11 protein-coding genes are annotated in these 16703 nt (G+C 45.4%); 7 read left to right on the plus strand and 4 right to left on the minus strand.

What is annotated here, in order from left to right; all coding sequences use genetic code 11:
• Positions 1–260 precede the first annotated feature (260 nt).
• Positions 261–689 carry a universal stress protein gene (locus CW749_RS22225; RefSeq protein ID WP_101114583.1) on the plus strand — a complete coding sequence of 143 codons (429 nt, stop codon included), beginning with the start codon at positions 261–263 and terminating at the stop codon, positions 687–689.
• Positions 690–791: 102 nt separating this feature from the next.
• On the opposite strand, the gene CW749_RS22230 is transcribed toward CW749_RS22225, so the two are convergent.
• From CW749_RS22230 to CW749_RS22240, 3 genes are all read right to left on the minus strand, one after another.
• Positions 792–1310 carry a hypothetical protein gene (locus CW749_RS22230; protein WP_101114584.1) on the minus strand — a complete coding sequence of 173 codons (519 nt, stop codon included), beginning with the start codon at positions 1308–1310 and terminating at the stop codon, positions 792–794.
• A gap of 113 nt (positions 1311–1423) precedes the next feature.
• A complete protein-coding gene (locus CW749_RS22235; protein WP_101114585.1) occupies positions 1424–2203 on the minus strand; it encodes a class I SAM-dependent methyltransferase in 780 nt (259 codons plus the stop codon).
• 120 nt (positions 2204–2323) lie between these two features.
• Entirely contained in the window at positions 2324–5506 is a 3183-nt protein-coding gene (locus CW749_RS22240) for an ABC transporter substrate binding protein (RefSeq protein ID WP_101114586.1), read from the minus strand.
• A gap of 131 nt (positions 5507–5637) precedes the next feature.
• Between CW749_RS22240 and asnC the strand changes: the two genes are divergently transcribed.
• The gene (gene asnC / locus CW749_RS22245) at positions 5638–6102 is read left to right on the plus strand and encodes a transcriptional regulator AsnC (RefSeq protein ID WP_101114587.1); all 465 of its coding nucleotides are present in this window, start codon (positions 5638–5640) and stop codon (positions 6100–6102) included.
• A 48-nt stretch (positions 6103–6150) separates the two neighbouring features.
• On the opposite strand, the gene prlC is transcribed toward asnC, so the two are convergent.
• Complete coding sequence (gene prlC / locus CW749_RS22250) at positions 6151–8193, minus strand: oligopeptidase A (RefSeq protein ID WP_101114588.1); 2043 nt, start codon at positions 8191–8193, stop codon at positions 6151–6153.
• 151 nt (positions 8194–8344) lie between these two features.
• Here prlC and CW749_RS22255 point away from each other — a divergent pair, with 151 nt between their 5' ends.
• The 5 genes from CW749_RS22255 to CW749_RS22275 all read left to right on the plus strand — a co-directional run bounded on the left by CW749_RS22255 (position 8345) and on the right by CW749_RS22275 (position 16696).
• Entirely contained in the window at positions 8345–9184 is an 840-nt protein-coding gene (locus CW749_RS22255) for a 23S rRNA (adenine(2030)-N(6))-methyltransferase RlmJ (protein ID WP_101114589.1), read from the plus strand.
• A 61-nt stretch (positions 9185–9245) separates the two neighbouring features.
• Positions 9246–10601, plus strand: coding sequence for a glutathione-disulfide reductase (gorA, locus tag CW749_RS22260; protein WP_101114590.1), 1356 nt, complete (start codon positions 9246–9248; stop codon positions 10599–10601).
• 242 nt (positions 10602–10843) lie between these two features.
• Positions 10844–11878, plus strand: coding sequence for an FHA domain-containing protein (locus tag CW749_RS22265; protein ID WP_101114591.1), 1035 nt, complete (start codon positions 10844–10846; stop codon positions 11876–11878).
• A gap of 42 nt (positions 11879–11920) precedes the next feature.
• A complete protein-coding gene (locus tag CW749_RS22270; protein ID WP_101114592.1) occupies positions 11921–15937 on the plus strand; it encodes a TOMM system kinase/cyclase fusion protein in 4017 nt (1338 codons plus the stop codon).
• 18 nt (positions 15938–15955) lie between these two features.
• Entirely contained in the window at positions 15956–16696 is a 741-nt protein-coding gene (locus tag CW749_RS22275; protein ID WP_101114593.1) for a hypothetical protein, read from the plus strand.
• The last annotated feature ends 7 nt before the right edge of the window (positions 16697–16703 follow it).

Genomic DNA, 16703 nt, shown 5'->3' on the forward strand with positions numbered 1-16703 from the left:
TGCTCCTGTTAACTACTTGTAATTGTTGTCACTATAACACGATATACGGGAGCGTCGATGCTTCAATTTTCTCATTGAGAATAAGAACAATTAGCCCCAAAAAACCCTATCGTGAACCAAAAATCTACCTTAATTTAATATGAGTAGGTACGTATAAGATAGCAATGGGATCTCTTTGGCAAAATATTGATAGATGAAATGCTAGTCTTAAATCAGAACTGTTGAAGGGAATTGTCCGAGCACGGGCTGGAGTATAGATTATGAGCTATCAACATATATTGGTCACTGTCGACCTATCAGACGACAGCAAAATTCTGATTGAGAAAGCCGTCAAACTTGCTTCCCCTCTTGAAGCCGCTGTCTCCTTTATTCACATCGATGTGAATTATGCCGAGCTCTATACCGGGCTTATCGATATCAACCTTGCCAATACTCAACACCACAATATGGAAGCCTCCCAAAAACAGCTGCAAATATTGGCCGACCACGCTAACTATCCGATTAAACATACCTTAGTTGGAACAGGAGATTTGAGCGGCGAGCTATGCGAAGCCATCAATGACCTGAAAATAGATTTGGTGGTGTGTGGGCACCACCAAGATTTTTGGAGCAAGCTGCTTTCTTCTACGCGACAGCTCATCAATTGCACTCCAGTCGATATGTTGGTGGTGCCATTGCAAGATAGCTAAGGTTTGTTAAATCTAGATTCTAAACCCGACCAAATACGTGAGACATAAAAAATGGCGAGCATTGAGCTCGCCATTTTTATGTATTTTTCACGCTGCGTTGAATCAATGAATGTGCTGGTGTTGAGGCAAGCTCCCCTGTGCCGCAAGAACACCCTGATTAATTCGACTGAAGCGATTTTCTAATTTCTTGTGTTTCTTGAGTAATTTCTTTTGCTTTTTAAGTATTTTCTTCTGTTTTTTCAATATGCCTTTCAGCTTTTTCTGACCTTTCTTTTGTTTTTTCAATGCTTTTTTCGACAACGTCAATTCATTGCTTGTGGTCAGTATAGGCAGGGATGGTTCAATCGAGATTTCAACACCATCGGCAGCAGAGGTGGCTTGCTCCAAAACGCGATCAGCAGCGAGAGATTCGGCAACCAAACCACATTTGACTTGTTTCACTGAGGCATTTTCCATGCAAGAGGCTGGCGGGATAGCGGCAGGTTTACACAAATTCTTTTTGTCAGAAGATGAACGCGCACAAGAACGGCAAAGATATTTAGGGGAAGACACCAAAGCATGGATTTCACCCAAACTGGCATTGATGTCACGACGATTTAGTTTGCAAAAACGCTCTGCCATTTTACTGCTCCGGCTCTAGGGTTAACTACAGAAGCAATTAACTATAAGAATCATTCTTACTTAGATATACAGATCGGAATGCGCCGAAGCAAGCGGTAATTTGCGTCGAATTGTTATGTCATTGATGCCTTTACATATACATCAAATCGATTTTTTTTGGTCTCTATCGCCATGGACGGTTTTTCGCCATCTAACCAGTCGGCATAGTCAGGGCGTTTAACCACAACGCGTTTTGTTGCGAGTTCAAAAGCAGGCGTTAATAACCCATCAGCATCATGGTCTGCGCCGACTAACGATTGAAAGACGCGCATCTCTTTTTTCACTAACGCTGATTTCTTTTTGTTCTCTGGATGAGGATACATTGGGTCGAGGTAAACCACATCAGGGGCTTCAAACTCTGCGTTATTACGCAATTCATTTAACGCGTCGAGACTCGATGCATGAAGAAGAGACATTCTTTCACTCACCCAGCCACCAATTTCTGGATCGAGTTTGGCTCTTGATAAGCCGTCATCTAACAGCGCCGCTACCACTGGGTTTCGCTCCACCATTTGAACTTTACACCCCAGAGAAGCCAATACAAATGCATCTCGTCCTAATCCTGCGGTGCCGTCCAGAATCGTCGGTGTCGCCCCTTTATTTAAACCCGCAGCTTTGGCGATTGCCTGCCCTTTACCACCTCCGAATTTACGCCTGTGACCGACGGCTCCACCCACTAAGTCGACGTAGATCGCCCCAAGCTTTATTTCATCTAACTTGCGTAGCTCTAAGCGTTCATGAGTAAGCACCAAACCAAATTCAGATTCAGGGTCATGAGTCAGCCCCCATTGCTCAGCAATGGCGTTGAGTTCAAGTTGTCGATGAGGGGCTTCGCAGATAAGGTTCAGCTGCACGGTTGGCTCCAAGGGGAAATTTTTGCGTCAGTTTACCTGAATAACCTCAGATTCACACAATAATCACGAATGGCAATCACGAACCGTTTAGTGGATGCCGCTAGTCACTTTCCATAAGTGCTAGTCACTTTCCGTAAGTAACGTGCGCTTTTCCAGAACGAGCTCGTCCACCAGTTCTGACAGAGGTTTGGGCATACCAATATGATAACCCTGACCGTAATTCACACCTAGTTTGCTCAAGCAAGCCATCACGGCAGACGACTCCACAAATTCAGCAACCGTGACTTTGCCCATTTGCTGAGCGAGATCGTTAATGGAGCGAACCATGACATAATCGCTCTCATTTTGGTCTATTTCTCGTACAAAAATGCCATCAATCTTCACGATATCGACAGGAAGGGTTTTTAGGTAACCAAATGAAGACAGTCCAGAACCAAAATCATCCAACGCCACCAAACAACCTAAAGATTTCAATTCGGTAAATGCTTGGCTCGCTTGCTTTATGCTATGAATCGCTGCAGTTTCAGTTATCTCTAGGCAGATTTTGTGATTAGGAAAATTGCTCTGCTGCAACGCGTCTTTCAACGTTGTCATAAAGTCTTGGTTACCTACTGATTGACCCGAAACATTAATCGATACTCGATCGAGATGCGCGGCTTGCTCTGGGTGTTCATCCAGCCAGCTCAACGTCCTAGTGACGACAAACTTATCAACCAAATGCGCAATATTGTAACGCTCAGTCGCAGGCATGAAGACACCTGGGGAAATGTAGTCTCCATTGGAGTCCACCAGCCGAACCAATATTTCAAAGTAGCATTGGTGAGCATTCTCCTCGTCTAAACCCTGAATTTGCTGGGCAAACAACTGCAAACGCTCATTCGCAATCGCTTCATGCACCAAATTCACGCTTTCCATCTCGCGTTCACGCTGTTTGAGCTCTTCATCGTGAAGCAAGTAAAGCTGATAGCGGTTTCTGCCTTCTTCCTTGGCGGCGTGGCACGCCGTATCTGCGTGCGCGTGCACCATCTGAGGCGAGTCCGCTGTATGATCGATAAGACGAATGCCGATGGAACAGCTGATGTTCAACGTCAGATCATCACGAACAAATGGGTGCTGGTTCAATTGGTCAATGATCGACTGAGCAATATCGGTCGCTTCACTTTTGGTGCAATCTCGCAATAACACAGCAAACTCATCACCTCCCATGCGCGATAAAATGGCGCTATTGGGCAATATTTGTTGTATCAGTAACGCACAAAATGCAATGGCTTCGTCACCTGCTTCATGCCCTACCGTATCATTAATAACCTTGAGCTGATCGAGATCGAGAAACAGCATAGCGTGAGTGCGAACATGCCCTTCCACTTCCACCATGGCTTTTTGCAATTGCTGCTCAAAGAAGTTTCGGTTGTAAGTGCCTGTCAGTAAATCGTGTTGGGCCTGATACGCCAATTGCTGTGATAAATCATGGGTTTCACTGATGTCTTCACCCACAATCAGTAATTGATGAGTTTCGGTTAATGGGCGGATATTTTCTCGAACCCATATGGTGAAGCCGCTCGCTGTCGTGTATTCAATTTCGCGTCGCCAAACAGAAAGATGGTGGGGTTTGGGCTGAAGTAACACCTGTCGCGCATTCAGTTCTACCGAACCGGCATAGAAATCTTCCAATTTCCGGCCCAGCATTTGCTGCGAGGAATAGCTCAACAACTCTTGTGCGAATCGATTCACCGCTTGAATTCGGTTGTTTTCATCCAACGTCATCATCATCACGGGTTGCTTTTCGTAGTAATGACGAAAATCGGCTTCACTGGCGAGCAATTTTTGCTCGGTCGCTTTACGTGCGGTGATGTCTTGCGCTTCTAAAAGGAAATGGCATTGCTCACCAAACTCATGAGGCAGAGGCTTAATCGCAACATCCAGAACGCTTAATCCGTAATGCTGGCGAACCAGCTCTGCTTCAAATCGAACGGAGTCTTCTTGCCCTATCTGCTCAAGGTATTCTTTGAAGATTTTCTTTGACTCGTCACACCACCCGCGATATTGCCAAATGGGACGACCATACTGCGCCCCTTTCACATACAGTAAATCTTGGAGTTTGTTGTTGCTCGATACCAATTTTCCAAACTGATCCACTATGCCGATGTATTGATAGCTTTGGTCAAATATGGATTCCAGCAAAACTTGGCTTTGCTTGGCTTGTGTTTCACTCTGTTTAAGGCGCTTCATGTAATAAAGCAGCGAGCCAATAACGACCAATAGAATAAAGACAGCCATTGAGAGCACTTTTATCTCGCGGGCGTACTGCACAAAGTAAGGCTCTGGTTTGTTCAGTATGGTATCCGCAAGCACTGCTGAGTCTTTCATGCCCCACTGTTGCAACACCTGATAATCCAATTTTAAATGGGTGCGAATAGGACGAGGGGCAGGCATTGGCTCCCCTTCCTTCTGGTTCAACACTTTAACAAGCAGCTCTCCGACCGCAGAGCCATTGGCAAACCCATCTTGCATAAAACCACCGACGCTGCCCAACCCAAGACCCGCGTTGTAAGCCATATACACAGGGGCATTCGCTCGCTCATTGAGAGTTTTCCACGACACGTCCTCAATTACGTTGCCCTGTTTATCCCGAAAATAAATCCAGAATAGGATGCTGTTTTCTGCATTTAAGCTAGAGGCAATATCCAGCAGTTTATCAAATGACTCTGGAACAACATTTTCCACCAGTGATCGGTCTTCTGGGTTCTCATTCAGGTATTTGGCGATCTGGGCTCTGGCTGCCTCCCCTGTTACTGAATAATCAGTAAGCACGACAACGCGCTCAACATTCGGCTGTAACTTCTTGATCAAGCGAATGTTGTTATGAAGGTCAATGTTTTCGGAAATGCCCGTGGCATTCAGATCTTGATGAAGTTTAGGTGAATAATTGTTGATGCCGCCAAAGATAACGGGCGTGTCACCGACGTATTCATGCAGGTTTTGCATCATGTTAAGCGCGTTATTATCACTCACGATGATGGCTTTGAAAGACTCTTGTTCTAGCTTGGTTTTGAATAAGTTTTCTAATTGGGCAAAATATTCCGGCGTTTGTAAGCGCTTAGAATCGAGGTAGAACACGCGATTTGGGATTTGGTGTGTGTCGAGACGCTGAGCCAGACCTTCTTGAAAGTTGTCCGTCCAGAAAAAGCCTTGATGGTATGAATGCACCACCAATACGTTCTCGCTCGCCTGTAAGGCAAAGCTCAACATGAGCGTTAGTATTACCCCAACAATCCGCACTCGGTACGCTCTCTCTATATCCATTCAATTTCAGTGAGTATATCAGATGATGACCTCAAGAGCTGTTGTGAAGCATGAGTTTGCAAGATAGGATGTAGTCAATGAATCAGAGGCTTACACCCTCCATCTATCGGGGTTGAGCAAAGGAAACAAGTATGCAAACCGCCACAGCACGTCTTGATGATCTGGACCGCGAAATTCTTAAAGCGCTAATGGAAGACGCCAGAACCCCTTATGCAGAAATGGCAAAGCAGTTCAACGTCAGCCCAGCCACTATTCACGTGCGCATCGAAAAAATGAAAGCGGCGGATGTGATTGAAGGTACGGAAGTGATCGTCAATACAAAAAAACTGGGGTACGACGTCTGCTGTTTTATCGGAATCAACCTCAATGCGGCGCGCGATTACCATTCTGCTCTAGAAAAACTGAATGCTTTAGATGAAGTGGTCGAAGCCTATTACACCACGGGAGCGTACAACATTTTTGTAAAGCTAATGTGTAAATCGATCGAAGAGCTGCAATTTGTGCTGATAGACAAACTTCAAGCCATCGATGAAGTTCAGTCCACAGAGACTCTGATTTCTCTGCAAAATCCCATCAATAGAAACGTGAACCCATAAAAAAACCACCCGAAGGTGGTTTTTACAAATCTAAGTCAGGCAGAGCAATTATGCCGTAATACCAGAGTGACGTAGCAAGGCATCGATTTCAGGCTCGCGACCACGGAAACGCTTAAACAATTCCATTGGCTCTTCACTGCCACCCATTTCCAGAATGTTATTCAGGAATGAACGTCCGGTATCTTCATTGAAAATACCTTCATCTTCGAAACGTGAGTACGCATCTGAAGACAACACTTCCGCCCATAAGTAGCTGTAGTAACCTGCACTGTAGCCACCCGCGAAAATATGGCTGAAGCTATGAGAGAAACGGTTCCACTCAACGCTTGGCAATACCGCAACTTTCTCTTTCACTTGCGCCAACGTTTCTAATACACGAGCACCAATGTCTGGATCGTATTCGGTGTGAAGCGTGAAATCGAACAGGCCAAGCTCTAATTGGCGAAGAATAAACATCGCGGATTGGAAGTTTTTCGCTGCCAGCATTTTATCCAACATGGCTTTTGGAAGCGGTTCGCCCGTTTCGTAATGACCCGAGATAAACGCCAGCGCTTCTTCTTCCCAACACCAGTTTTCTAGGAACTGGCTTGGCAGTTCGACGGCATCCCAAGGTACACCGTTGATGCCCGATACCGCCGATACATCGATTTGCGTCAGCATGTGGTGAATACCGTGACCTGTTTCGTGGAACAAGGTAACAACTTCATCGTGAGTGAATAGTGCTGGCTTATCGCCCACTGGCTTGTTGAAGTTACACACCAAGTAAGCCACTGGGGTTTGCAATTCACCATCGGCGTTAGTACGACGCACACGACATTCGTCCATCCACGCGCCGCCACGCTTGTGCTCGCGAGCGTACAAGTCTAGGTAGAAACTGCCGCGCAATGTGCCATTGCTGTCTACGATGTCGTAAAACTTCACCGACTCATGCCATACGTCTACCCCTTCACGCTCGGTCACTTTCATGCCAAACACGCGATCCAAGACTTCAAATAGACCAGATACCGCTTTATCTTCAGGGAAGTACGGGCGCAGCTCTTCGTCAGAAATCTGGAATAGATGCTGCTTTTGTTTCTCGCTGTAGTAAGCGATGTCCCAAAGATTCAGCTCAGAAACGCCAAACTCTTGCTCTGCAAAATCACGCAGTTCTTGAACTTCACGCTCACCTTGTGGTTTGGCTTTCACCGCCAACTCGTTTAAAAAGCCCAGCACTTGCTGTGGGTTTTCAGCCATTTTTGTCGCCAGTGATTTTTCACTGAACGCACTAAAGCCGAGTAAACGGGCAATTTCATGACGCAGTTTCAACTGCTCTGTGATCAGTTCAGTGTTATCCCACTTGCCCGCATTAGGGCCGCGATCAGAAGCGCGAGTCACGTAGGCTTCGTACAGCTCTTTACGCAGGGCTTGGTTATCACAGTAAGTCAGAATTGGAAGGTAAGAAGGGATATCCAGTGTCAGCAACCAACCATCCAGCTCTTTGGCTTCTGCTGCAGCTTTTGCTGCCGCCAATGCCGATTCGGGCATGCCAGCCAGCTCTTTTTCATCGGTAACCTGCTTCGACCACCCCATGGTAGCGTCCAGCACATTGTTCGAAAACTGAGAGCTCAATTCCGACATGCGCTTGCTGATTTCACCGTAGCGATGTTGCTCGTCTGCTGGTAAGCCAATACCCGACAAATCAAAGTCACGCAGCGCATCAATAATGCTTTTCTTCTGCGCCTGAGACAAAGTACCAAATTCATCTGAAGCTTTTATTGCTTTGTACGCGTCGTACAAACCTTTGTGTTGTCCAACCCAAGTGCCGTACTCAGACAGCAATGGAAGGCAGCTTTCATACGCTTCGCGCAGCTCGTTGCTGTTCTTTACCGAGTTCAAGTGACTCACTGGAGACCAAATCTGGTTTAGTTTGTCATCCACTTCCGCTAATGGTGCACATACGCTGTTCCAGCTTGGTGTCGCATTGTTTGCGACCACTTCATCCACTTTGGCACGACACGCATCAATCGCTTGCTCAACGGCAGGTTTTACGTGCTCTGGCTTAATGTCGGAAAACGGGGGAAGATCAGTAAACGTCAGTAATGGGTTAGACATTTTTCATTCCTTTTATCATTTTGTCCTTTACTAAATGTAGGTCGGGACGGGATTTTTCAATAGCCAACGTCAGCAAGGCTCACACAGTGAACCCTGCCTTTGATATAATGAGCCTCTTGCGCTCGCCAATTCAAACTTGTAAGAGACTATTTTGTTAAGTTACCGTCACAGCTTCCATGCAGGCAACCATGCCGATGTACTGAAACATATTGTTCAGTCTTTAATACTGAACGCATTGAATCAAAAAGAAAAACCTTACGTGTATCACGATACGCATTCTGGTGTGGGTCGCTACGACTTAACGCACGAATGGTCCGAAAAAACGGGCGAATACAAACAAGGTATCGCTCGCTTATGGCAAGCAAACAACCTGCCGGAAGAAATACAAACTTACCTTGAAGCCGTCCAGTCTTTGAATCAGGATAGCAGTTTACGTTACTACCCTGGTTCACCTCGTGTCGCGCGTGCTCATATTCGCAAGCAAGACAGAATGGTGTTAACCGAGCTTCATCCGAGCGATCACCCTCTTTTGGAACAAGAGTTTCATCGTGATCGCCAAGTCAGCATTTACAAAGAAGACGGGTTTCAACGTTTAAAAGCAAGCTTGCCACCGAAAGAGCGACGCGGTCTTGTTTTGATTGATCCGCCTTATGAATTAGTACACGAATACCGCGATGTCGTGAATGCCATTGCCCAATCTCATAAACGTTGGGCGACTGGTGTTTATGCGATCTGGTACCCAGTGGTAAACCGTCACGATATCGATGACATGCTCTCAGGGCTTGAAAAACTCGGAATTAGAAAGATATTACAAATAGAACTGGGCGTCTCTGCCGATACTAATGAGCGCGGCATGACCGCTTCTGGGATGATTGTGATCAACCCGCCATGGAAGCTAGAAAGCCAAATGAAAGAAATTCTTCCATATTTAAAGGAAGTAATTGCGCCAGTAACGGGTCACTTTAAGGTGGAATGGATCGTTCCAGAATAAGCTTGAACGAATCATTCAGAGCGCAACCCAATAATAAATGAAACAATAATCGGAGAAAGTCATGGCAACACATTTTGATTATATTTGCATCGGCGGCGGCAGCGGCGGCATTGCCTCAGCAAACCGTGCATCGATGTATGGTGCCAAAGTCGCGCTCATTGAAGCTCAAGATCTTGGCGGTACGTGCGTAAACGTAGGTTGCGTTCCAAAGAAAGTGATGTGGCATGGCGCTCAAGTCGCAGAAGCAATGAATCTGTATGCTGAAGACTATGGCTTCGATGTTGATGTAAAAGGGTTTAATTGGAGTAAGCTGGTTGAAAACCGTCAAGCTTACATTGGCCGTATTCATCAGTCTTACGACCGCGTATTGGGCAACAACAAAGTCAATGTGATTAAAGGCTTTGCTAAGTTTGTTGATGCGAAAACAGTAGAAGTGAACGGCGAGCATTACACCGCAGACCACATTCTTATTGCAGTAGGCGGCCGCCCGACTATCCCTAACATTCCTGGCGCTGAATACGGCATCGACTCCAATGGCTTTTTCGACCTTGAAGAACAACCAAAACGCGTAGCGGTTGTGGGTGCAGGCTACATTGCCGTTGAAATCGCAGGCGTATTGAACGCATTGGGTACTGAAACGCATCTGTTTGTACGTAAAGAGTCACCACTTCGCAGCTTTGACCCGCTTATCGTTGAAACGCTAATGGAAGTGATGGAAGCAGAAGGTCCAACACTTCATACGAATTCAGTTCCAAAAGAAGTCGTGAAAGAAGACGATGGCAGCCTAACGCTGCATTTCGAAAGCGGTCGTAGCCAAAATGTCGACACCCTAATCTGGGCGATCGGTCGTCACCCTGCTACTGATGCTATCAACCTTGCTTCAACAGGTGTTGAAACCACCGATTACGGCTACATCAAAGTAGACGAATACCAGCAAACCAACGTTGATGGTATTTACTGTGTAGGCGACATCATGGAAGGCGGTATCGAGCTAACACCTGTAGCGGTTAAAGCAGGTCGCCAGTTGTCTGAGCGTTTGTTCAACAACAAGCCAAACGCAAAAATGGATTACAACCTCGTGCCTACCGTGGTATTCAGCCATCCACCAATTGGCACCATTGGCTTAACCGAGAAAGAAGCCATTGATCAATACGGCGAAGAGAACGTTAAAGTGTACACTTCGGGCTTCACGGCTATGTACACCGCGGTTACTCAGCATCGTCAACCTTGCAAAATGAAATTGGTTTGTGCAGGCGATGATGAAAAAGTGGTTGGCTTACACGGTATTGGTTTCGCAGTAGACGAAATGATTCAAGGCTTTGGTGTCGCCATGAAGATGGGCGCAACCAAAGAAGACTTCGACAGCGTGGTGGCTATCCACCCAACGGGCTCGGAAGAGTTTGTTACCATGAGATAAGCTTCTTAGCTTCTGCGTTAAAGAACATTATTCATAAGGTCAGTATTTTTATACTGGCCTTATTTTTTTATTCCTGATCTCTCGTTCGTGTTGGTCTGTAATACCGTGAAACGGCACTCATTATTTTTGCAAATGGTTACACTACGTACTAATAACCGTTGTCATTAATAAAACTATATGCGTATTATCCTTATAAAACTGAATCGATATAAATTCATAAGATACTGTCTGGATACATACTCATGTCGATCAATCATAAAGCTCAATCATTCGATCAGAAACCATCTACATCCGATAGTGCATCAGCCTCTCCATTATCAGAAAGCGTCTATTTTCATGGGGGGATACTGAATTCATCTTCGGGTGACAGTATCTATTTAAGGCAGTATCACACGATTGGTCGTTCAAAAGATTGCCATACGCCATTATCACGAAACGATATATCTCGAATACATGCCGTCATGTTTTGGCAAGAAAACGGTTGGTACATTCAAGATAAAAGCACAAATGGTGTTTGGGTAAACCGTAAAAGAATCGCGAAAGACCAAACCGTCGCTCTACAGAAAAACGATCAGATCGCTTTATCTTCAAAGGCTGGTGATACTTTCACATTGGTATCGAGCGATGAACCAAGTGATATGCTGATTAATTCCAAGTCTCTTCCTTCCATTTGCTTGAATAAGCCGTTCACCAAGCTCTCCAAACAGTTTTCCCTCTACTTTGAAAATGGGATTTGGTATCTAGAAACATTGGTTGACGACAACTGGGAAAGCACCAAAGTTTATGATGGCGACACCATTCACATTGATGGTGGAGAATACACACTTCAAACCAACCGCATAGAAGAAAAAACCTGCCAGAACCGTCCGGTGGTGCGAACCATTGAAGATTTGACGTTCCACATAAATGTTTCCAGTGATGAAGAAGAAATCCAGTTATCCATTAATGATTCTGAACACACGGCAACCATTGGCGGGCACCGTCTATACAACCAACTCTATTTGTTCCTTTGTTTGGCTAGACAATCTAATTCTGATCGCGCACTAGGGTATGAACCTGCTCATTGCGGATGGGTGAATTTGAATGAGCTCTCCAATTCACTCGGTATCGAGCCTGAAAATACCCGAATACGCCTTCATCGATTGCGCACTCGCTTAAGAGATACAGCCAGCTTTAGCGGCATAGATGCCTGCCAAATCTTACAACTTCAGGGAGGCGAAGTTCGTTTAAATACCGCCAATATAGAGATCGTTAAAGGCGGAAAGAATGAAAGCTAACCCACAATCGCAAACTCGAAAGCCAAGCCGATATGCCCCGTTATGTTACCTAATCTAGAAATCCGGCAGGCGTTGTCTGCAAAAGGGTACGAATTAGAACACAAGATTGGCGAAGGCGGTTTTGGCTCCGTCTATAAAGCCAAATATTTGAATACCAAGCAAAACGTTGCGATAAAATTCTTGCAACTAGACACGGGGTTCAACGAACAAAAAAGACAACGAGAAATCGCGCGCTTTGATCGCGAGAGCCAGTTTGTTAGCCAATTTAGCCACCCCAATATTGTGCGGCTTTTGGATAAGGGAAGCGTCGCGACAAGCTGTATCTATAGTGTGTTTGAATATGTGGAAGGTACACCGCTGAACGAACACCTTCATACCTGCGGTGCACTTGATGTCGAAAGCACCCGCTCTATCATGCTTCAGGTTTTAGATGCCCTTGTTCATGCGCATCAATGTGGCGTTATCCATCGCGATATCAAGCCTTCAAATATCATGCTGTCTCACAACGGCGCCAAGCTTCATGCCAAATTGCTCGATTTTGGCATCAGTACGCAAGCGTTTGAAAATAGAACATCCAGTTACCAAACGCTCACGTTAGACCAAGAAACACTGGGCACACCAACCTATTGTGCGCCGGAACAGTTGAGGGGAGAAGCCGTTACCTTTAGTTCGGATCTCTATATGTGGGGCTTGGTCTTCATTGAATGCCTGACGGGCTCACCAGCCGTAAAAGGGGGAGGCATTGCCGAGACTTACCACCAACACCTAAGCGATACGCCAATTCCTGTGCCTAAGGAATTGTTGTCTCATCCTCTTGGGAGTTTGCTGCGGCAAGTTTTACAAAAACGAGTCAATGAACGAACCGTAAGCGCAGAAGAAACTTACAGCCAACTCGATAGTATGATCGTCAGCAATTTGGTCGGTCGAATTCAGACCAATCTCATTCAAAGCTGCCCTATTCAAAAGAACGAGCCAAGTGAAGAGATAACCGTTGCGCTAAGGCAAGATGACTCGACATACTTTCCAGTAGTCCATGTCGATTCTTCGCACAAAAAACAGATAGCTTCACTCGCATTGCGTATTGGCGCTGTAAGCATCGAGGATAAATCGGAACACGCCGACATCATTGAGGCCGTATTCCAATCAACGCGCAATAAATGCATTGATATTGCCAAGCGATACGGTGGGTTTCACGTTGGCAACTTAAGCGATTTGTCCCTTTTCTATTTTGGCTACCCAGTTGCCAGCGACAATGACACGCGATTTGCGGCGCGTACTGCACTGGAGATCATCAGCCTAGCCAATCAGCAAGATTCTTACATTCGGCAGCAATACGGGTATCGATTCCAGTTTCATCTAGCCATTCATAGCGATCAATATTTGGTTAGAAATAATCAAGTGCCTGATGGACTCTCGAACCATATTGTCACTGATTTGGTGCGATTAGCAGAAGACAGAAGCATTCTCTGTTCTAGCGATAGCGAAACCTTACTGCAATCTTTTTATCATTTTGAAGAGACGACCACAGCGTCTGAAAACATAGCGCATGTCGCACTGAAATCTGAACGGATTCTCGAGGCATTTGGATTCCTTCGAGGCACGCGTAACCAACGTTCCATGGTTGGTCGATCATCGGAAGTGAGCCAGCTAAACGCACTCACCACTAGCCAAACAACACCAGCTATTCACCTTCAAGGAGAGGCGGGAATCGGGAAATCAAGGTTAGTTCATGAGTTTCACCAAAATCGACCCCACTTGATTTTTCAGTGCTTGCCGGAACACCAATCCAATGCTCTGTTTCCCATTTTGGCTTTTCTCAAGCACACATTGTTCAGGCATAACCGAGATAGTGGTGAGCGGCTGACCGAGTTGATTGAGAAAGGGAAAGTAACAGGACAAAAAGACGAAATTACTACGCTGCTTTTTGCTTGGTTAAGCATAGAGTCTTCCCAAAAAAAGACGCTCTCAAACATCGACCCATCCGTACACAAAGCGCTGCTGTTTGAAGGTCTCAACTGTCTTCTGCAACAGTCAAATCCAGAGGCCACCCTTTATGTAGTTGAGGACACGCATTGGGCAGATCCAATGACGTTAGAATTTATCCATTATCTCATCGCACAAAATGCTGGCACAGATAAAACATTGCTCATGACATCGCGTTCTCCACTTCAAGAATGTCTAGAGGAATGCGACATCACTTCGATGCAATTAGCACCACTGCAGTCATCGGATACTCACCAATTCATATCTACCCTCTTTGATGGCGCGCTAGTGTCTGAAGAGGTAAACCAAGTTCTTCTCACTCGGACGGATGGCGTACCGCTTTTTATCGAAGAGCTGGTACAAATGCTAAAGAAACACGAATTAACTCATGTCATTGATGGAAAAGTCTCTTTTAAAGATACAGAAAAAACGCACCAAATCCCGCTGACACTGCGGGAGTCGATTCAAAACAAAATTGATGGGCTGACCTACGCTAAGGACACACTGCAACTCGCCGCAACACTGGGACGAGAGTTTGATTATCAGATACTCACAGAGGTATCTTTACTAAGTCGCCTTCAAGTCCAAAACGATCTTGAAGCACTTCTCGAAAATCAAATCATTATTCAACAAAGGAATGTAGAGGGTGATCGATACCTTTTTAAACACGCCTTAATTCAAGAAGTGAGTTACGACACCATACCAGCACAAACCCGTCCCGATATGCACTTACAAGTTGCACGCGGCATGGCTTCATTATTCGAAAAACCAGACAGATTGGTTAGCCATCAAATTGCCCTGCACTTTAATCGAGCCGAAAAACACTTTGAGGCAAGCTGGTGGTACGAAAAAGCGGCTGAGGGCGCCTCCGCCATTTACGCCGTTGAAGACGCCATCACGTTGTACCAAACGGCACTGCCTCTCTGTCTCTCCTGCGACGAAACTCAGGAGCAAGCTCAGCTTAAAGTCAGGATATTGGAAGGCTATGCATCCAACTTAGTGCTCGATGGGCAACACACAGAGTCACGTGAGATTTTTGACGATTTATCCGTTATCTATCAGATCAATCATCACCATTTAGCACTAGCCAAAACTCAGCTTGCGCAAGGGAAAACCCACGAAGTCGTCAACGAACACCAACAAGCATTGGACTACTACCAGAGAGCAAAAATTACGCTCCAGCAACTCGAACATTCTCCAGAACCAACTCAATCGGAATGGTGGCAAACCTGGCTGGATCTGAAAAATGCCGAATTATATGTTCAGTATTGGCTAGGAAACACCGAGAACATGCACGCTATCCACTCAGAGGTAGAACCTATCGTGTTAGCGTTGTCGGACCATGAGCAGATATCGGCGCACTACAACAACTTACTTCTCTTTTACCTACGCACACAGCGATACGTTCTCGATAAAAACCAATTAGAGATAGCGCAAAAAGGATTAGAAGCCGCCAAGCTGAGTGGGCATGAACCCCTTATTGCCAATGCTCTATTTAACCGTGGTTTTTGTTTGTGCCACCTTCAAGACATTGAACCTGCTTTGGTCTATCTGGAAGAGGCATTAAAGTACGCAGAGCGCCTGCACGATAAAGTTCTTCAAACTCGGTGTTACACCTATCTAGCCGTTGCTTATCGGTTGATGGGAAATACTCAGAAAACACGCGAGTTCGCTTCCCATTCGCTGAGCTTATCCCAGAGCGCATCAATGCACGACTACGTCGCCGCTGCTCTCGCAAACCTATCATGGTGCAGCTACAGAGAAGGAGATATTAGCCTTTCCAATACATATCTCGGTCAGTGTTTAAATATATGGAACACCCCCTCGACTCAATTCCCGTTCCTTTGGCTTTCTCACCTTCATGCAATGGCTATTTGTCTAGTCGACGACAGTGTTGCTAATGAATGCTCACCAGATATATCAATGCTAGCAACCTGCTTGTTAAACCAGCACCAAGCACAATTACCAAGTGACATTGAAAGCTGCCTCGAAAATCTCGCTCATTCCAGTAGAGATAATCGACGCACATACCTTATGGAGCTGTCCGTTCTGTCTAAATCACATCAATTTATTTAAGTAGTAAAAGGAAACACTATGTCAGATACACCAGAAAAAACCGCCATCGAGTCCATGAGTGATATTTTCATATTACGTTCTAACGGAAAAATCGCGCATTTGAATTATGAAGACTATACAAAGAAAGAGCTCATTGTTGAGTCCATAACGAAAACCGAAGGTAAAAGAAAATACTTCTTTTGCGATAAAGATGATAAAAGCTTTCCAACCAATTTAACGGGTCCAACCATTACCAAAGTCATTGATTGGAATTTGAAATTGCAAGGTGAGTCGGATGTTGAAAAAAAGCCGGGTTATTTCATTGACCTTCGCCGCATCACTCTTAATCGTTTAGATTTGCTCGAAAGTTCTGAAGCTGACAAGCTGAAACGTGATAAGGAACTGTGTGATTCATCTTTGAAAGGAGTGAGAGATGTTCCCTACAATAAGCTTTATCAGCTCGCTCAATCACCTAATGAAGACAACTTATATATCGCATTCTACAAACATCCTGAAAAAGTGCGCACCCCTTACAACGCATACAGCTACTGCATAAGCTACATTCCAGCATGCGTGTTAGATAAACATGAGTTATCTAAAACACATGATTTTTCCAAAGACGTGATTGAAGACACTACGGCGTATTTAGAATCCTACTATGGGCAAACACGCGCTCAATCTGGAGCAATTAACCCAGATGATTTAGTCAACAATCAACAAGTTGATGGTGGCTCCGCTGCGGCTTGCTATGTTGCAAACCTTAGAACATTCAAGTCCTGATTGAGTG

The sequence above is a fragment of the Vibrio sp. vnigr-6D03 genome (assembly GCF_002835515.1).
Taxonomy (GTDB): domain Bacteria; phylum Pseudomonadota; class Gammaproteobacteria; order Enterobacterales; family Vibrionaceae; genus Vibrio; species Vibrio penaeicida.